This window comes from Embleya sp. NPDC025285 (assembly GCF_055558835.1).
In genome coordinates this window covers 64678-82183 of sequence record NZ_JBVHLU010000014.1, presented here as the reverse complement: position 1 = coordinate 82183, position 17506 = coordinate 64678, and the positions used below count along the sequence as shown (strand labels likewise).

Annotated in this window: 13 protein-coding genes and 1 tRNA gene; 9 read left to right on the top strand and 5 right to left on the bottom strand. The window is 72.1% G+C overall.

The features are described from left to right. Positions 1-2 precede the first annotated feature (2 nt). Entirely contained in the window at positions 3-1403 is a 1401-nt protein-coding gene (locus ACZ4FV_RS12025; protein WP_465322565.1) for a cytochrome P450, read from the bottom strand. A 284-nt stretch (positions 1404-1687) separates the two neighbouring features. Here ACZ4FV_RS12025 and ACZ4FV_RS12020 point away from each other — a divergent pair. Then, positions 1688-1761: transfer RNA gene (locus ACZ4FV_RS12020), tRNA-Met, on the top strand. Positions 1762-1862: 101 nt separating this feature from the next. On the opposite strand, the gene ACZ4FV_RS12015 is transcribed toward ACZ4FV_RS12020, so the two are convergent. Next, positions 1863-3392 (bottom strand): MFS transporter, encoded by a 1530-nt coding sequence (locus tag ACZ4FV_RS12015; protein ID WP_465322586.1) that lies wholly within the window; start codon positions 3390-3392, stop codon positions 1863-1865. Between the two features lie 310 nt (positions 3393-3702). On the opposite strand from ACZ4FV_RS12015, the gene ACZ4FV_RS12010 reads away from it, so the two are divergent. The 4 genes from ACZ4FV_RS12010 (at position 3703) to ACZ4FV_RS11995 (ending at position 9694) form a co-directional block, all read left to right on the top strand. Then, positions 3703-5772, top strand: a complete 2070-nt coding sequence (locus ACZ4FV_RS12010; RefSeq protein WP_395864496.1) for an albusnodin/ikarugamycin family macrolactam cyclase — start codon at positions 3703-3705, stop codon at positions 5770-5772. 1173 nt (positions 5773-6945) lie between these two features. After that, entirely contained in the window at positions 6946-8091 is a 1146-nt protein-coding gene (locus ACZ4FV_RS12005; protein WP_395864495.1) for an acyl-CoA dehydrogenase family protein, read from the top strand. A gap of 14 nt (positions 8092-8105) precedes the next feature. Next, positions 8106-9146, top strand: a complete 1041-nt coding sequence (locus tag ACZ4FV_RS12000) for a phosphotransferase family protein (protein WP_395864493.1) — start codon at positions 8106-8108, stop codon at positions 9144-9146. Between the two features lie 95 nt (positions 9147-9241). Continuing rightward, positions 9242-9694 (top strand): universal stress protein, encoded by a 453-nt coding sequence (locus ACZ4FV_RS11995; protein ID WP_395864491.1) that lies wholly within the window; start codon positions 9242-9244, stop codon positions 9692-9694. Positions 9695-9784: 90 nt separating this feature from the next. Here the strand turns inward: ACZ4FV_RS11995 and ACZ4FV_RS11990 are convergent, their stop codons facing one another. Next, a complete protein-coding gene (locus tag ACZ4FV_RS11990) occupies positions 9785-10525 on the bottom strand; it encodes a TetR/AcrR family transcriptional regulator (RefSeq protein WP_395864490.1) in 741 nt (246 codons plus the stop codon). Positions 10526-10744: 219 nt separating this feature from the next. Here ACZ4FV_RS11990 and ACZ4FV_RS11985 point away from each other — a divergent pair, with 219 nt between their 5' ends. Then, positions 10745-12076 carry an NAD(P)/FAD-dependent oxidoreductase gene (locus tag ACZ4FV_RS11985; protein ID WP_395864488.1) on the top strand — a complete coding sequence of 444 codons (1332 nt, stop codon included), beginning with the start codon at positions 10745-10747 and terminating at the stop codon, positions 12074-12076. A 223-nt stretch (positions 12077-12299) separates the two neighbouring features. Continuing rightward, entirely contained in the window at positions 12300-13916 is a 1617-nt protein-coding gene (locus ACZ4FV_RS11980) for a SpoIIE family protein phosphatase (protein ID WP_395864487.1), read from the top strand. Between the two features lie 279 nt (positions 13917-14195). Here the strand turns inward: ACZ4FV_RS11980 and ACZ4FV_RS11975 are convergent, their stop codons facing one another. Then, entirely contained in the window at positions 14196-15455 is a 1260-nt protein-coding gene (locus ACZ4FV_RS11975) for an MFS transporter (RefSeq protein WP_465322564.1), read from the bottom strand. A gap of 382 nt (positions 15456-15837) precedes the next feature. Here ACZ4FV_RS11975 and ACZ4FV_RS11970 point away from each other — a divergent pair, with 382 nt between their 5' ends. Beyond that, the gene (locus tag ACZ4FV_RS11970) at positions 15838-16392 is read left to right on the top strand and encodes a MarR family winged helix-turn-helix transcriptional regulator (RefSeq protein WP_395864483.1); all 555 of its coding nucleotides are present in this window, start codon (positions 15838-15840) and stop codon (positions 16390-16392) included. Between the two features lie 76 nt (positions 16393-16468). Further along, positions 16469-16738, top strand: a complete 270-nt coding sequence (locus ACZ4FV_RS11965) for a hypothetical protein (RefSeq protein WP_395864481.1) — start codon at positions 16469-16471, stop codon at positions 16736-16738. A gap of 49 nt (positions 16739-16787) precedes the next feature. Here ACZ4FV_RS11965 and ACZ4FV_RS11960 read toward each other — a convergent pair whose 3' ends face one another. Further along, complete coding sequence (locus ACZ4FV_RS11960) at positions 16788-17255, bottom strand: DUF6328 family protein (RefSeq protein WP_395864480.1); 468 nt, start codon at positions 17253-17255, stop codon at positions 16788-16790. Between the last annotated feature and the right edge of the window lie 251 nt (positions 17256-17506).

Below are 17506 nucleotides of genomic sequence, written 5' to 3'. Positions count from 1 at the left end.
GCTCACCGGCCGCGGCGCCACCTCGCCGGGGACCACCACGCGGTGGACGCGGCCGGCGCCGGGGCGGGGACCGGGTCCCGCCGCACGGGTGGTGCGGGTACGGGCTCGGGCATCGGCGGCGCGGGGATGGGTGCGGGAGCCGGCTCGGGGGTCGGGTCCGGGTGGGCGGCGGGTGCCGGCCAGGGGGCGCCGCCGTGGATCGGTCGGTCGGGCGTGAAGGCGACCGGCAGCGCGGCGAGGGCGCGGATCCAGGGGGAGGATCGCCAGGTGAGCCTGTCCGGGCGGACGGCCAGGCGCAGATCGGGCAGCCGGTCGAGCAGCGTGTCCACGGCGGTCTTGGCGATCAGCCGGGCGTGGTCTCGCGCGGGACACATGTGCGGCCCGCCGCCCCAGGCCAAGTGCGCGCGGTTGCCCGTGAGTTCGGTGCCGGCGGTGCGCACGGCCGGGTCGGCGTTCGCGCCCGCGATGCCCAGCACCAGGAAGTCGCCGCCGCGGATCACGGTGCCGCCGAGCACGGTGTCCTCGGTGGCCCAGCGACCGGCCGCGTTCTGCATCGGCGGGTCCTGCCACAACACCTCGTCCAGCGCTTCGTCGGTGGTGTGCCGGCCGCCGGTGAGGGACGCGTGCAGGTCGTGGTCGGTCAGCAGGATGCGCAGCGCGTTGCCGATCCAGTTGGCGGTGGGCTCGGTCGGGGTGATCACGAGCAGGTCCTCGATCACCTCGGCGTCGGTCAGCCCGGCCGGGTGCGCGATCAGCCAGGACGTGACGTCCGCGCCCGGCGCGGAGCGCTTGGCCGCGACCAGGTCGGTGATCATCGTGTGGAAGGCCAGTTGATGCGCGAGCGCGTCCGGACCGCCGTCGAACATCCCGTTGATCGCCCGGACCAGGTGCGGTCCGTCCGGGGCGGGCATGCCGACCATCCGGCCCATCGCCAACAGGGGCAGCCGTTGCGCGTACTCGGTGAGCAGGTCGGCCTCGCCCCGGGTGACGAACGTGTCGATCAGCGAGTCGGCCATGTGCTCGATCTCGCCCCGCAGGGCCCGTCGGTCGACCCGGCCCAGGCTGTGCGCGACGGCCGTGCTGCGCCTTCGATGCTCGGCCCCGTCGGCGCACAGGACCGACGGGCGATACTCGACCATCGGCGCCAGCGGCCAGTCGTCCGGGACCAGGCCCTTGATCCGGTCGCGCCACAACCGCGAGTCGTGCGAGAACAGGACCGGATCGCGCAGCACGGCCAGCACCTCGTGATAGCCCAGGACCAGCCACGCGCGCACGTCGCCCTCGAGCACGACCGGTGCGACGGGACCGTGCCGTTCGCGCAGTTCCCGGTACAGGCCGGCCGGGTCGGTCTCGAAGCGCGGGCCGGTCAAGGCCGCGTACGGGCAGCCGGATCTCTCGGTCATCTCAGGACACATCCCGCTCCGCCGCTGCCACGGCTGTCGCCGGCGCACATCGGCCCGCCCCCGGTGGGCGACCCGCCCCCTCTACGGCCCGGAACCATATCGTGCCCGCGACCGCTTGCCACGGGTTCGAATCGGACAGGAACGGCCTTTCTCCGTACGGGAATCGATCTTCGCCCCGGGAGGACCGGCCGGACCCGGCGCGCGGCCCGCCCGAACGAACGAGCCGGCTCGCGCGGGAATTGGTCGTGGGCGCGGTCGCGATGGCGTACAGTTGGGGTTACCGACGCGGGGTGGAGCAGCTCGGTAGCTCGCTGGGCTCATAACCCAGAGGTCGCAGGTTCAAATCCTGTCCCCGCTACTTGGATCGCAGGCCCGACATGTACATGTCGGGCCTGCGGCGTTTTCCGGGACGGCGCCGCACGGTTGCCCGCGCCGGTCGGGGGACGTTCCCGGAGCGGCTCAGACGGTGATTCCGCCGACCAGCCTGGCGCGTTCGGTGAAGTCCTTGACCGCGCGCACGTCGGCGTACGGCTTGAGGCCGACCATCAGATCGTTGAGGTAGGCCGCGTTGCGGGACGAGTGCACCCGGTCGGCGATCTCCAGGGCCTGTCGGCCGGTCGCGCACGCCGCCTCGATCTCGCCCGCGCGCAGCTCGGCCTGGGCGCCCACGGCCAACCGCAATCCGTGCGAACGCTGGAACGCCTCGCCGCGCAGGCCCGCGAGCGCCTGCGCGGTGAAGTAGCGGGTGCGCTCGGGCACGCCGAGGTCGCGGTAGCACTCGGCGCCGTCCGCGCACAGTCGATCCCACGTGAAGAAGTCGATCCACTCCGGGTCGGCGTCGCCCGGGCGGGACCGCTCCAGGTGCGCCTCGGCCGCGTTCAGCGCCCGTCCGCAGCCCGCCGCGTCGCCGGCCCGGGCCTGGGCGCGGGCCTCGACCAGGTGCAGGAAGCCGGTCACCCGCGCGGTCGCGATGCCCTTGTTCCGCTCGATGGCGGCCTGCGCGAGGTCCACCGCGATGTCGGGGTTGCCGCGATAGGTGGCCTGAAGGCTCATCGACGCGAGCACATAGCCGCCCAGCGGTACGTCCGCCGCCGCGCGGGCCAGCCGCAGGGCCTGGATGTAGTAGCGCTGCGCGACCTCGTGTTGGCCGGTGTCGAAGGCCATCCACCCGGCCAGTCGGGAGAGTTCGGCGGTGGCGCCGAACAGCCGGCGGCCCACGTCGTCGTGGTAGCTGCCGCGCAGCAGCGGCGTCGCGTCGCAGCGCAGACACTCCGGCACCATCGACGCCCGCCAGTCGCCGCCGCCGTATTTGCTGTCCCACCGGCGGGCCTCCTCGGCCGCCTCGCGCAGCTTGGTGACGTCGCTGTGGCCGACGTGCGACCCGGTGCCGCGGTGCTCGGCGCGGGCGTCCGCCGGGGTGATCAACCATCGGGCCATCGGGGTGCCGTAGGCGGTGACGGCGAACGTCCCGGCGAGCAACTCGCGTCGATTCACGTGGTCGTGCCTCCACAGGTCGGTGGCGGTGCGAACTGCCTCCCCGACGTCGCGTGGGAAGGCCAGACCGAGATCGGGATCCACCGGCCGGCTGTCGTCCAGGCCGATCTCCTCCAGCGGCACCGGGCGGCCCAGGCGCTCCGCGAGCACGGCCGCGATCAGGTGCGGCACGGGGCCCTGTGGAGTCATCCCCTTGCCGACCCAGCGGGCCACGGAGGTCTTGTCGTAGCGGAGGGACAGGCCGCGCCGCGCGCCCAGATCGTTGACCCGGCGGGCGAGCCCGGCGTTGCTCACCCCGGCGACGCCCAGCAGTTCGCCGAGTCGGCCGTTGGGTCCGCGCTCGCGCGGGGGTCGAGGGCGGGGGTCGACGGCCTCCGGGCCGGTGTGGTCGGGCGCGGGAACGAGACGGACGCGGTCGGAGGGCGCCTGCTCGGCGCCGGCCGGGGAATCGCCGAAGGAGCCGTCGGACCCGGCGCCGACGCCTCCGCTCACCACCCCCGGATCGGAGACCTCCGGGTCACCGTGGCCGGGAGCACAACGCCCCGACTGATCCTGCTTGGGACTGCCGCGCATAGTTTGCCCCCAAAGGCAACCCTCCGTCCGCCTCAGCGTAACCGGACCGGCCACCGTCGGTAAGGGAGATATTCGCCATTCCGGGGTGTCGTGCGACGGGATTTCACGTGTCGTTCGTGGTCGAGCCGCCGCCGGGACAACGCTTGGCCAAGCCGTCACCAAGGCCCGGTCGCAATCATTGACAGAACGTACTTGACGGCGCGTCAGTACCCAGGCACGGTCAAAAGGAACCATGCGCCGGGTGTGTGTCCCCGTGCGCCGTCGGATGCGCTCTACTCAGGCTTGCCTAACCTTGGTTTCATGGAAGTGTCGGAGCACATACGGCCGGTATCCATGGTGGTTCGCGCGGAGCCGTAACCCGAAGGGGGTCGAGATGCGCTGGTTCGCAGGGACGTCCGAGAGTCGGAGCGTGACCCGGCCGACCGGGGCCAGGACGCTGTGGGACGGCTCCGATCCGCTGTGGCTGGTGGGGGATTGGCCCGCGGACGAGGTCCGGGTGGTCAGCCGGGGTGGGATGCGGATGGCGGTGCTCGGGGTGTGCGGCGCCACCGACGCCGAGCTCGAGGTCGGTCTCGCGGTCGCCCGCGGCGGCGCGCTGCGCCACCTGACCGGGTGGGCCGGCAGCTATCACGTCGTGCTGCGTACCGGGCTGCGTACCGTGGTGCTCGGTGATCTCGCGGGCGTACGGCAGGTGTTCCACGCCGAGCCGGCCGACGGCGTGGTCTACGCCTCGCACGCGCTCCCGCTCGCCGACCTGACCAGGGCGGGCCTGGACACCGAGGCGTTCGCGGCCCGACTCGCCTGCCCCGATGTGCCCGAACTGGTTTCCGGACGCTCGATGTTCGTCGGAGTCGGCCGGCTGGAACCAGGCCATGCGCTGGACGTCGCGCACGGTGTGGCGCGGGTCCGGCTGTACGAACAGCACCGCTCCCCGCTCGACTTCCCGGGCGCCGCCGACGCGCTGGGTCGTGCGCTGAACGACGCGGTCGGCCGGCGGGTGGCCGGATCCAAGCGCCCCGGCGCGGATCTGTCCGGTGGACGGGACTCGGCGGTGCTCGCGCTGCTCGGCGCCCGCTCGGTGTCGATGGCCAAGTCGCGGGACCTGCTCGCGGTCACCTGGGCCGAGCCGTGCGCCCCCGGCGACCCGGAGTCCGCCGCGGACATCGTCGCCCGCTCGGCGCGGCTGCGGCACCTGGTGATCCCGGGTGGCGTCGACCACCTGCCCTACACCGGTCTGGAGGACGTGCTCGGCGGCGCGGTGATGCCCGACGAACCGGGCTTCTCGCTGATCGGCATGGCCCGAACCACCCGTACGTTCAACGCCATTCGCGAAGCCGGCATCGACATGCACATCACCGGTTACGGCGGGGACGCGGTGCTGGGCACCCCGCTCGCCTACCTCGCGGACCTGGCGATGGACCGCCGCCGGATGACCACCGCCCGACACGCCCGCACCTGGGCGCGCAATCTGGGCATGAGCGGCCACGAACTCGCGAGCACCGCGAACCGGGTCGCGCGCACCACCTTCCCCCAGGCGCTCGACCAACTCGCCGAGATCTTCGCGGGTTCCGGTCGGGTGGCCCCGGGCCCGGCCGCCGCGATCGCGTGGTGCACCGCGGCCCCGACGGCGGTCTGGACGACGCCGGACATGCGCCGCCGTCTTGCCGTGTCGCTGCGCCGCCTCGCGGGCGAGTCGGTGGTCTCCGCCGGATCCGTTGTCGCCGCGGACCCGGCGGTCCACGGCCGTCCGGGGGACCGCGCCGCATGGGTCGCGGTCCGCCGGGCGGCTGAGCGCCAACGCGCCTGCCAGCAGCTCGCCGAGCGGATCGGAGTGCGGGTCCAGGCGCCGTACCTGGACACCGCCGTGGTGCGGGCGGGGTTGTCCCTGCCGGCCTGGGCGCGCGATCGGGACGACGGGCCCAGGGCGCTGCTCACCGCGGCCGTGCAGGGGTTGTTGCCCCGACACACGCTGGGCGAGGTGCATCGGGCCGACTACACCGAGGCGGAGCGGCGCGGGTTGCGGCTGAACGCGCGCGTGCTGCGCGAGCTGTTCGCCGATCCGCTGCTGGCCGAGCTGGGTGTGCTCGATCCGGTCGAGGTGCGGCACACGCTCGACCGGGCGATCGGCGGCCCGAACCTCGGCAAGGGCGAACCGGTCGTGCGACCCGACGTGCCGCTGGGCGCGCTCGCCGACATCGTCTCGGCCGAACTGTGGCTGCGCGGCGTCTGGGAGGGCCGAGTAATGCGCTGGGACGCAACTCCCAGCTCCGCCCCCGGCATCCGCATGGCCGCCGTCGCCTGACCCCGCACACGCCTTTGCCCGGCTGCGCCAAGGGCGCGGTCGGGCGAGCGCGCAGAGGGCGCGCACGCCTTCGCCCGGCCGCGTGGACGACGGGCCCGCCTTTCGCGGTCGCGCACAGGGCGGGCACGCCTCGCACGGTCACGTGCCCGCCCGCACCCGGATCGCACGCCGTTGACCACAGTCCGCCGCACCCTCGGCGCGGCCACCGAGGGGCGCGGCACCCCGGCCACACCCGGAGGCCGCCACGCCGGCCCGGGGCCACGGGGCCTCTGGAGCCACCACCGCGCGCTTGTCCGCCCGGCCCGCCATCGATCGGGAGACGGCGCCCAGCCGCGCGGGGTACGTGAATGGCCACCGCCGGGCGGACATGGCCGCCGCCGTCGCCCGACGCGATCGCTTCGGCGTGCCCGCCGGTCGCGGCGCGATGCGGTGGATCCGGTGCACGGGAGCCCGACCGCCCGGCACAGCGAGCCTGGGCGGACATGGCCGCCACCTTCCCCCGACACGAGGCCGGCACGCCCTTGCCCCACCGCACGGCCCGCCTCGCGGGCCACGGAATCGCACCCGCCGCCCATCCCACCCGCCGCATGGCCGCGCGTGTCCGGCGCCGCCCGCTCGCCCGGTGCGCGCCCATGCCGGCGCCTCACGTCGTGGCTCGCCGCATGGCCCCCACCGCACCGCCGGCGTCCTCACTCGCGCCGCCCTTCCCGCTCCCCGCGCGCGTGCCGGGTCCGCCCCCTCAGCATCGCAGTGTTGCAAGAGGGCTAGTCGCTCCCCGCGCGCGTACCGGGTCCGCCCCCGTTCCGCCTCGTGGCTCGCCGCGCCGCAGGCGTCCCCACTTGGGCGGCCCGTCTCGTTCGCCGCGTGGCCGCCCCGTGCCCGGCGTCGCTCGCTCGTCCCATCCGCTCCCATCCGCGCCGCCCGTCGCGTTCGCCGCGCGGTCGCCCCCCGCGCCGCAGGCGTCCCCGCTCGCCACGCGGCCGGTCGCGTGCCCGGGCGGTGGGCGTGCGTTGTTTGGGGTGCTTCGGGGGTGAGGGGTTGGTGGGGGATTCGGGGTGGGGGCCTTGATCCGCTTTCGGTGCGGACCTAGCATGCGAGCACGTGGCACCTACCGACCGGTAGGAATGTCCGATCCGGCTCGATCCACCGCGACACCGCAGGGGGAGCACACACATGAGGGACCGCCACCTCGAACCCGAGCACATCGCCTTCCGCGAATCCGCGCGCGAGTTCTTCCAGCGCGAGGTCGTCCCGTTCCACGACCAGTGGGAGAAGGACGGAATCGTGGACCGCTCGGTCTGGCTCAAGGCCGGCAAGCAGGGGCTGCTGGGCATCGACGTGGACGAGCGCTACGGCGGCGGCGGAGTGTCCGACTTCCGCTATTTCGCGACGCTGTCCGAGGAGCTGATCCGGGTGGCCGCCTCGGGCGTGGGCTTCGGGCTGCACAACGAGGTGGTCGCGCCGTACCTCAACGACCTGGCCACCGACGAGCAGAAGGAGCGCTGGCTGCCCGGCTTCTGCTCCGGTGAGATCATCACCGCGATCGCGATGACCGAACCCGGCGCGGGCAGCGACCTCCAGGGTGTGCGCACCACCGCGATCCGCGACGGTGACCACTACCTGCTCAACGGCGCGAAGACCTTCATCACCAACGGCATCAACGCCGACCTGGTGATCGTGGTGGCCAAGACCGACCCCACGGCCAAGGGCAGCAAGGGCATCAGCCTGATCGTGGTCGAGCGGGACATGCCGGGCTTCGAGCGCGGGCGCAATCTGGACAAGATCGGGATGAAGGCGCAGGACACCGCCGAACTGTTCTTCGCCGACGTCCGGGTGCCGGTGGCCAACCTGCTCGGCGAGGAGAACCGCGGCTTCTACCACCTGATGAACAACCTGCCGCAGGAGCGCCTGGGCATCGCGAGCGCGGCGGTCGCCGGCGCCGAGACGGTCTTCGCGCACACCCTGGAGTACGTCAAGACCCGTACCGCGTTCGGCCGCCCGATCGGCTCGTTCCAGAACACCAGGTTCGAATTGGCGGAGATGGACACCGAGTTGGACATCGCGCGCACGTATGTCGACGACTGCGTCATGAAGCACATCGCGGGCGAGCTGGACGCGGTCGCGGCCTCGAAGGCCAAGTGGTGGACCACCGACCTGCAAAAGCGCGTGGTCGACCGATGTCTGCAACTGCACGGCGGCTACGGCTACATGCTGGAGTACCCGGTGGCCAAGGCGTTCATCGACACGCGCGTGCAATCGATCTACGGGGGGACGAACGAGATCATGAAGGAAATCATCGGCCGCTCCCTCGGTATCTGAAGCGGAGTGCGAACATGACGCAGAGTCCCCTGGCCGAGGCATTGCGGCCGGAAGCCATCACGGCCTGGCTGGCCGAGCGGACCGAGGTGCGCGCACCGCTCGGCTTCGACCTCGTGCTCGGCGGTCGCTCCAACCTCACCTACGTGGTCTCGGACGCCGACGCGCGCCGCTGGGTGCTGCGTCGGCCGCCGTTGGGGCACGTGCTCGCGACCGCGCACGACATGGGCCGCGAGCACCGGATCCTGGCCGCGCTCGGTTCCGGACGCACCGACGTGCCGGTACCGCCGGTGCTCGGCCTCTGCACGGACGACACGGTCAACGGTGCGCCGTTCTTCGTGATGGACTTCGTCGACGGGCACGTGATCCGCTCCGCCGAGGACGCGACGAAGCTGCTCACGCCGCAGGCCCGACAGCGGGCCGGAGAGCAGCTCGCGGACGTGCTCGCCGCGATCCACGCGGTGGACGTGGACGCGGTGGGCCTGGGCGAACTCGGCCGTCGCGAGGACTACATCGGGCGCCAGTTGCGCCGCTGGCATCGCCAGTGGGAGGCCACCCGGGTGCCCGGGATCGAGGCGATCGACGAGGTGCACGACGCGCTCGCGGCATCCGTACCGCCGCAGCAGGGCGCCACGATCGTGCACGGCGACTTTCGGCTCGACAACGTGATCCTGGGCCCGGACGGCACGGTGCGGGCCGTCCTGGACTGGGAGCTGTGCACGCTCGGCGATCCGCTCGCGGACGTGGGCACCACGCTCATGTACTGGGTCGAGGCGGGCGAGGACGGCGCGTTGTTGCCCGCCGACGGCACCGCGAGCGAGGGCTTCGTCGACCGGGCCGCGTTCGCCGCGCGTTACGCGGCGGCCACCGGTCGGGATCTGTCGCACATCCGCTGGTACCAGGCGTTCGCGTGCTGGCGGCTCGCGTGCATCCTGGCCGGCGTGCTCGATCGCTACACCGCCGGCGCGATGGGCGACCAGGACGCGGCCGGCCGGTTCACCGCCGACGGCCTGCGCGCGCTGGCCGAGCGCGCGCGGGAGATCCTCGCGCACGCCTGACCGCCGTCCGGGTGGCGTTGCCGCGGAAAGGTGAGCGCGCGACATCCGGGTGGTATGGGGCCCTCCACATCCGGATCCGGTGACGAGGAGGGCCCATGGCCGACGCTGAGCCGAAGGGCGTCGTGGTCGGCGTGGACGGGTCGGAGCCCGCCCGGCGGGCGCTGGACTGGGCGATGACCGAGGCCGAGCTGCGCGGCCTGCCGCTGTACGTGGTGACCGCGCAGCCCGCGACCCCCGGGTATGTGCTCCCGGCGCCCGACCCGAACTTCCAGGAGGACCTCGAGCGGGTGCTCGCCGAACTGCGGATCCGTACCGAGACCACGTTCGCCGAGGTGAACGGCGAACGCGAGCGGCCGTTCGGCGGGCGTGCGGAGGTCCAGGTGTACTCGGGGACGGCGACCGAGGTGCTGCTCGGGATGTCCGAGCGGCACGAAATGGTCGTGGTGGGCTCGCGCGGTTCCGGCGGCTTCTCCCGCCTGCTGCTCGGCTCGGTCAGCACGGCGGTGGTGCACCACGCGGCGTGCCCGGTGCTCGTGGTGCGCGGCTGACCGGCGCGAAGCGTGTGAGTGGGCCGGAGAGAGCGAACCCGGGAGACCGGGCTCGGCGCGGTGCGGCTCGGCTCAGGAAAGCGGTGCGGCTCAGCTCAGGAAAAGGGTGTCCAACTCGTCCTGCGTGAACGGCTTCCCGGGCAGCGGGGAGGAGTGTCCCGCGTGCAGGCCGTCGAGCAGGATCTCCAGATACCGTCCGGCGATGGTCAACCGCTGTGGATGCGGAAGCCCGGACGGGGGCAACAGGCACGACATCATCAGCGAGATGTCGGCGTCCGAGACGTCCGCCCTGAGCAACCCGCCGGCCTTGGCCCGATCAACCAATACGCCTACCGCGTCGTTCAGTTCGGCACGCGAGGAACTCATCTCCTCGGTCACCGGAACCCGGCCGCTGAGCGCGGGGAACAGCCGCCCGGCACCCGAGCCGACCGCGCGACGTAAGTAGCGCGCGAGGGCGGACCACGCGTCCGGCTCCTCGTCCAGCGCGTTGATCGCCTCGGCGGTGAGCCGATTGGTCTCGGCGATCATGATCCGCTGGACCAGCGCCTCCTTGCCGGTGAAGCGGCGGTAGATGGTGCCCACCCCGACCCCGGCGCGGCGGGCTATCTCCTCCATCGGAGCGTCGTAGCCCAGCTCGCCGAACACCTCGCGGGCCGCGCGGAGCACCTGTTCCAGATTGCGTCGGGCGTCGGTGCGCAACTGCGGCGACGGCTCGGCCGGCCGGCTTCGTTGCGGCTTGCGAGCCGGCGGGATCGTCGTCGTGTGCCGACCCCCGATGCCGTCGCCGGTGTCCTGTGTCTTCGTGGTACGCGTACGCGAAGCGCCGCTCATAGCGTCTCCCCCGAAAGGCAAGTGTGTCGATTCCCCCACCAGACCCCGCTTTGCCCAGGGCGTCGAGACTACCCGAACCGACCCCGCCCCAGAAGCGGAATCCGACAGCACGGTTGTGAAGATATCGCTGACCGCTGACGTCTCGTCACCAACCGTGCGGGGCACGCAAACCCGATGAACATCTGTCTGTGGCCGCCGGAAAGGGGCAGAGTGGGACGCATGACGACCTCGACTCGGCCCGAGCGCATCCTGATCGTCGGCGGCGGCTACGTCGGCATGTACACGGCCCTTCGCCTGCAACGGAAACTCAAGGCGGGAGAGGCGACGGTGACCGTCGTCGAACCGCAGTCGTACATGACCTACCAGCCCTTCCTCCCCGAGGCCGCGGCCGGCGCCATCTCGCCGCGGCACGTGGTGGTCCCGCTGCGCTCGGTGCTGCCCAAGTGCCGCATCGTGACCGGGACCGTGGAGCACGTGAACCACGCGAAGCGGACCGCGACCATCGAACTGCTCGGCGGCGAGACCTACGACGCCTCCTACGACCTGCTCGTGGTCGCGCCCGGCTCGGTGGCGCGCACGCTGCCGATACCCGGCCTGGCCGAGTGGGGCATCGGCTTCAAGACCGTCGAGGAGGCCATCGCTCTGCGCAACCACGTGCTCGAGCAGATGGACACCGCCTCCTCGACCCGGGATCCCTCGATCCGCGACCACGCGTTGACCTTCGTCTTCGTCGGCGGCGGCTACGCGGGCGTGGAGGCGCTCGCGGAGCTGGAGGACATGGCCCGCTACGCGTGCCGGTACTACGACAACATCACTCCGGCGGACATGCGCTGGATCCTGGTCGAGGCATCGCCGCGGATCCTGCCCGAGGTGGGCGAGGACATGGGCCGGTACACCGTCGCCGAACTGCGCCGGCGCGGCATCGACGTACGGCTGAACACCCGGCTGGAGTCGGCCCGCGACCGGCACGTGGTGCTCTCGGACGGCACCGAACTCGACGCGAGCACGCTGGTGTGGACGGCGGGCGTCAAGCCCAGCCCGATGTTGATCGCCACCGACCTGCCGCTGGACGACAAGGGCCGGCTCAAGGCGCGCGCGACGCTGGAGGTGGACGGCGTCCCCGGCGTGTGGACGGCGGGCGACTGCGCGGCGGTGCCCGATCTGACCAAGCCGGGCGAGGAGTTCACCGGCCCGAGCGCGCAGCACGCGGTGCGCCAGGCGCGTGTGCTCGCCGACAACATCATCGCCACACTGCGTGAACAGCCGCAGCGGCAGTACCGGCACAAGCACGCCGGTTCGGTGGCCTCGCTGGGCCTGCACAAGGGCGTCGCGCAGGTGTACGGGATCAAGACCAAGGGCCTTCCGGCGTGGTTCATGCACCGCACCTATCACCTCAGCCGGGTGCCCACGCTGAACCGCAAGATGCGGATCATGGCCGAGTGGACGCTGTCCCTGATGTTCCGGCGCGAGATCGTCTCGCTGGGTTCGATCGAACACCCGCGCGCCGAATTCGAGTACGCCACCCGAGGCGACCGCAAGCCCACCAGGTAGGCGTGAACGACCGGCGGGCTCGTAGGCTGCCGTGGTGCCCGAGGGTTGAGTGTCTCGCGACCGGGTCCCGTACATTGCCACAGCGCACTCCTGTGGTACCCCGAACGGGGGCCCGGTCACGGGACGTGATTCCCTCACGGCCGACTTTCGCCCACACTGGTGATGTCACCTGCGGTAAACCTCCATGCGCTTTGCGTGAACGAACTCCCTAGGAAGCGAGCGGTTGAACATCACTCGGTGGGGCGCCCGGCTGGCCGGTGACCGGCGGCGCTCGGTGCCGGCGGCACGCAGCCAGGAATCGAACGACACCTTCCCGTTGCGCGACGTGCTGGCCCACGCGCCCGCGCTGATCGCGGTCACCCGAGGGTCGAACCACGAGCTGTGTTACGTCAACGACGCCTACCGGGCGGTCTTCGGCGCGCGCAGATCGGGCGTTCCGGCCCGGGACGCGTTGCCCGAGTTGGCCGAGCACGGGCTGCTGACGCTGATGGATCAGGTCTACCGGACCGGGCGCGGGCGGACGGTGCGCGCCCGCCGCGTCGACCATCGCGGCGAGACGTATCCCGGCATGCCGGAGAGCGAGCGCAAGCACGGCTACTACACGTTCGTCTGCACGCCGGTACGACCCGAGGCGGCCGGGCGCGGCGGCGACACGCGGGGCGTGCTGGTCTTCGCGGTCGACGTCACCGACCAGGTGCAGGCCACCGACCGGCTGCGGGAGAGCGAGCGGCGGCACCGGCAGGCCGCGGTCACCCTGCAACGCAGCCTGCTGCCGCAGCGGCTGGAGAACCCCGACGACCTGATCGTGGCCGCGAAGTACCTGCCCGGCGGCACGGACGCCGCGGTGGGCGGCGACTGGTACGACGTGATCACCCTGGGCGCGGGCCGCACCGCGCTGGTGATCGGCGACGTGATGGGTCGGGGCGTGCGCGCCGCTGCGGTGATGGGTCAACTGCGCACGGCGGTCCGGGCGTACGCGCGGTTGGACCTGCCGCCGCACGAGATCCTGCAACTGCTCGACGAGACCGCGATGGAGATCGACGCCACCCAGATCGCCACCTGCGCGTACGCGGTCTACGACCCGGGGGAGGGCGTGCTGACCTATTCGACGGCGGGCCACCTTCCGCCGCTGGTCCGCGACGGCGAGGACGTGATCCACAAGCTCGACGACGCGAACGGGCCGCCGCTGGGCACGGGTGCGAGTTGGCCGCACACCTCCGGCCGGATCACCCTGGACCCGGGCTCGACGGTGGTGCTGTACACCGACGGCCTGGTCGAGCGCCGGGGCGAGGACTTGGACGAGGGCATCGACACGCTGGGCGCCGCGCTGTTGTCGTCGGTGGGCGAACCCGAGGCGGTCCGCGACCATCTGATCGCGCACATGCAATTGCCCGAGGAACACGACGACGACATGGCCATGCTCGTGCTGCAACTGCCGCGTCGGGAAGGCGCCCAGGCCCGGCTGTTCCGGACCGCGTCGCTGGACCTGCTCGGCGGCAGCGAGGTGGCCGCGCGTGGCCGGGCGTTCACGTCGGGCGTGCTGGCGAGCTGGCAGGTCGGCGAGGAACTGCGCGAGTTGGGCGTGCTCGCGGTCAGCGAGTTCGTCGCGAACGCGCTCACCCACGGGGCCGCGCCGATGCGGTTGCGCCTTCGGCGCACCGACAAGCGGTTGATCGTCGAGGTCTCGGACGCGGACGATCACGTGCCGCGGCGGAGGCGGGCCGCGGCCGACGACGAGAGTGGGCGTGGGGTGGCGATCGTGGCGACGATCGCGAAGTCGTGGGGGAGTCGGCTCACGGACGAGGGCAAGACGGTCTGGTGCGAGTTCCCGTTGGGGTGATGGGGTTTTTGGCCTCATGCGCCGGCCGGGCTGGGTGGCCTCAAGCGCCGGCCGGGCTGGATTGGTTTTGGCTGACCTTGGGCGGTGGGTTGCTTTGGGGTGGCCTCAAGCGCCGGCCGGGCTGAGTGGCCTCATGCGCCGGCCGGGCTGGATTGGTTTTGGCTGACCTTGGGCGGTGGGTTGCTTTGGGGTGGCCTCAAGCGCCGGCCGGGCTGAGTGGCCTCAAGCGCCGGCCGGGCTGAGTTGGCGTCATGTGCCGGCCGGGGTTGAGGTTGGTGGTCAGGCTGTGAGGGCCTGGGGGGTGGGGTGGGGGGTGGATTCGGCGATTATTGTGCCGTTTTGGGTGGGGTTGAGGGTGTGGCGCATGCGTAGGGCGAGTGCGGTGATCAGGAGTGAGCAGGCCATCAGGGCGGCCAGGTAGGGGCCGTACAGGCCGGCGCCGACCATGACGCCGGCGAAGGCCGGACCCGCTGCCATGGCGAGCTGCTTCACCAGGGACTGGGCCGCGTTGTACTGGCCGAGCAGGTGCGCGGGTGCCAGGTCCGCGACCATCGGCCCCAGCGTCGGCGCGAGCAGCGACTCGCCCACGCCCAGCAGCGCGAACGTGATGATGATGGTGACCGCCGCCGCGACCTTGTCGCCGTGCACCAGACCGGACAGCGCGGTCACGATCCAGGCGAGCAGCCAGACCAGGCCGGTGGCCGCGATCACCGTGCTGCGCCGGCGGCGCTGGGTGATCCGCAGGACGGTGAGCTGACCGAGCACGATCACCGCGGTGTTGGCCGCGAGCGCGACGCCCAGCATGCTCGGCGAGATCCGGCTGACCTCGGTCGCGAACGCGGCCAGGCCCGACTCGAACTGGCCGTAGCAGGTGAAGAAGATGACCGCGCTGACCACGCACAGCCGGACCATCGCGCGGTCTCGCAGCAGATGCCGGAAACCCGCGCCCGGCACCGTCCCGGCCGGCGCGGCAGGCACCGCGGGCAGCCGGACCGTTCCGCACACCGCGCCGAGCACCAGGAACATCGTGGTCTCGATGGCGAACAGCAGGGTGAAGCTGGCCGGCCGCGACGGGTCGACGATCAGGCCGCCGATCAACCCGCCGATGCCCAGGCCCAGGTTGTTGAAGGTGAACTGGAGCGCGAACGCGCGAGCGCGGGTCGGCGCCGTCGTGCACCGCACGATCATCGTCGCCAGCGCGGGCTGGATCGCGGCCACGCCGGCTCCGAGCAGCGCGGCGCCCACCATCACCGGCAGCTCGCCGCGGGCCAGACCCAGGGTCAGCGCGCCGAGCGCGGCCACCACCGAGCCGACCGCGACCACCGGGCGGGGGCCGCGCCGGTCGATCGCCGGACCGACCATCGGGAGCGCGCACAGCGCGGCGATGGCGAGCACGCTGAACATCAGGCCGGCCTGACCGGCTGACAGCTCTCGTACCCGCGTCACGTACACGAACAGGAACGGCACCGTGAAACCGCTGCCGAACGCACTGAGCGCGTTACCGAGCTGGATCCGACGCAGAGCGCCCTGGGTCGCCATCACACACCTCCCGACTACCGGTCGCGCGGGCCGGCCGCTCCGGTCCACGGGGATCGGTCCGCAGGCCGGGCTCGGGCGTACGGAGGCGTGCGAGAGCAGCCGAGCCGACCGTCGCCGGCCCGGGGCATGCCCGAGTCCGGCGGCGAGGGACCGCCTGTATCCGCGTCGAGGCGGGTGCGCCGGGGGCGACCGGAGTCCAGGGCGCGCCTGGTCCGGGCCCACGCCGGCGTCGCCGCCGTGCCTGATCCGAAGAGTCCGAGTCCTCAAGCCTGAAGACTTCAGAGCTAAACTATACGGATCTATAGCGTCGCCGTCCAACGCCTTGTGTCGCGACAGCCCGGAGACGGCGGCCGAGCGGGCCGAGGATGCGATACTTCCGGGCATGACAGAGGGGGCCGAGCAGGCAACAGCGGACGAAGGCGACATCGAGGAGTACCTCGCCGTCTTCCAGCGCGAGTTCCCCGAGGTGGACCCGCAGGTCGAGACGATCGTGGCGGCGCTGTCCAAGCTCAACCGCCGGATGAACGTCGCGTACGGCCGCCAACTCACCGCGCTGGGCATCACCAACGCCGAGTGGGAGGTGCTCAAGGCCCTGGTGCTGGTCGGCCGCCCCTACCGGCTCAGCCCCGGCGACCTGGCCCGCCGGTTGGGCCTGACCCCGGCGGCGATGACCCATCGGCTGGACCGGATGGTCGCCGAGGCGCTGGTCACCAGAACCCGGGACGAGCAGAACCGGGTGCGGGTGATCGTCGAACTGACCACGACCGGTCGGGATGTGTGGCTGCGCGTGGTGCGCGAGGCCGCGGTCTTCGAGGCCGGTCTGCTCCAGGACCTGGGTCCGGCCGAGCGGCACGCGCTCGCGGCCGGCCTGCGCGGCATGCTCGCGCGGGTCGAGGAATCCCAGCCGGACGCGGGCGGGCGCCTGGACACGGAGTGATCCGGCGGGCTCCGAGCGCTGCCACGCTCGGGTGCGCCGCCACGGCGGGACACCGGACGAGAAGGGGACCGGATACATGCGAGTGCGCATTCCGAGGCAACGCGGCGACATCGAGCGGCTGGACCGGCCGCTGCCCGAGGGACTGTCCAGACCGGCGCCGCGCATCCTGCGCGCGCCGCGCCCGAGGGCCCCGCGCCCGGCCGAGGACCCACTGCTGGACTACCGCCTGGTGGTCACCCGCACGCTGATCCGGCACCGGCCCGCCGAGGCCGGCGAGTGCGGTTGCGGCGTGCCCGTACCGTGCCCGGTCCGGGCGCACGCGGCCCGGCTCCTGGAATGGGTCTGACCCGATACGGATCCGACGCGACCCGCTCTGAAGTCTTGTGCGCGAAGCTTCAGGGAAGCGGGTCGCCGGCCCGCCGGAAACGGGTGACCATCGGCTGGAGCAGCCACACCCACAGGATCAGCACCGCGAGCGGGATCGCCACGGACAACGCCCAGGAACGGCCGAACAGGTAGTCCACGACCAGCAGGATCGCCGAGATCATGGCCACCGCGAGGGCGACCGCGCCAGCGATCCCGTAGCGGTTCGACCGCCTGAGCAGGACGTCCTTGAGGCCGCCCCGGAAGAGCAGTCGATGCTGGACGGCCGGCGCGATGAAGCACACCGAGGACAGCGCGGTCGATATCAACGCCACCAGGAAGACGTCCTTCTGGAACTCGGTCACACGCGCGAAGCCCTGCGCGAAGGGCACCGTCAGCAGGAACGCGTACATGAACTGCACACCCGGGAGCGCGATGCGCAGCCCTTGGAGCAACTCGTTCAGTTCGCGGTCCAGTCGTTCCTTCGACGTTTCGTCCATGGTGGGCTGCTGCCCCGAAGAAACGTTTCACACCCTCTCCCGGCACCGCGAAATCACCTGCCCGCGGCGCCGGCGCGACGTTAGGGTGTCGTCCATGCACCGCGACTGGTCGATCTGCCCGCCGCCCCGCCACTGAGCGGGGTGTCCCCGGGTCCGATCCGACAGTCCGGGTCGCGGCCCCTGCCCGACCTGGCCCGAACCGGTGCCGCCCCGCTCCGACGTTGTCCTGTTGGCGTCGAAGTCGGAGCCAT

Coding starts and splice junctions, on each gene's coding strand:
- ACZ4FV_RS12025 (WP_465322565.1), bottom strand. CDS start 1,403: ATGACCGAGAGATCCGGCTGCCCGTACGCGGCCTTGACCGGCCCGCGC.
- ACZ4FV_RS12010 (WP_395864496.1), top strand. CDS start 3,703: ATGCGCCGGGTGTGTGTCCCCGTGCGCCGTCGGATGCGCTCTACTCAG.
- ACZ4FV_RS12005 (WP_395864495.1), top strand. CDS start 6,946: ATGAGGGACCGCCACCTCGAACCCGAGCACATCGCCTTCCGCGAATCC.
- ACZ4FV_RS12000 (WP_395864493.1), top strand. CDS start 8,106: ATGACGCAGAGTCCCCTGGCCGAGGCATTGCGGCCGGAAGCCATCACG.
- ACZ4FV_RS11995 (WP_395864491.1), top strand. CDS start 9,242: ATGGCCGACGCTGAGCCGAAGGGCGTCGTGGTCGGCGTGGACGGGTCG.
- ACZ4FV_RS11990 (WP_395864490.1), bottom strand. CDS start 10,525: ATGAGCGGCGCTTCGCGTACGCGTACCACGAAGACACAGGACACCGGC.
- ACZ4FV_RS11985 (WP_395864488.1), top strand. CDS start 10,745: ATGACGACCTCGACTCGGCCCGAGCGCATCCTGATCGTCGGCGGCGGC.
- ACZ4FV_RS11975 (WP_465322564.1), bottom strand. CDS start 15,455: ATGGCGACCCAGGGCGCTCTGCGTCGGATCCAGCTCGGTAACGCGCTC.
- ACZ4FV_RS11970 (WP_395864483.1), top strand. CDS start 15,838: ATGACAGAGGGGGCCGAGCAGGCAACAGCGGACGAAGGCGACATCGAG.
- ACZ4FV_RS11965 (WP_395864481.1), top strand. CDS start 16,469: ATGCGAGTGCGCATTCCGAGGCAACGCGGCGACATCGAGCGGCTGGAC.
- ACZ4FV_RS11960 (WP_395864480.1), bottom strand. CDS start 17,255: ATGGACGAAACGTCGAAGGAACGACTGGACCGCGAACTGAACGAGTTG.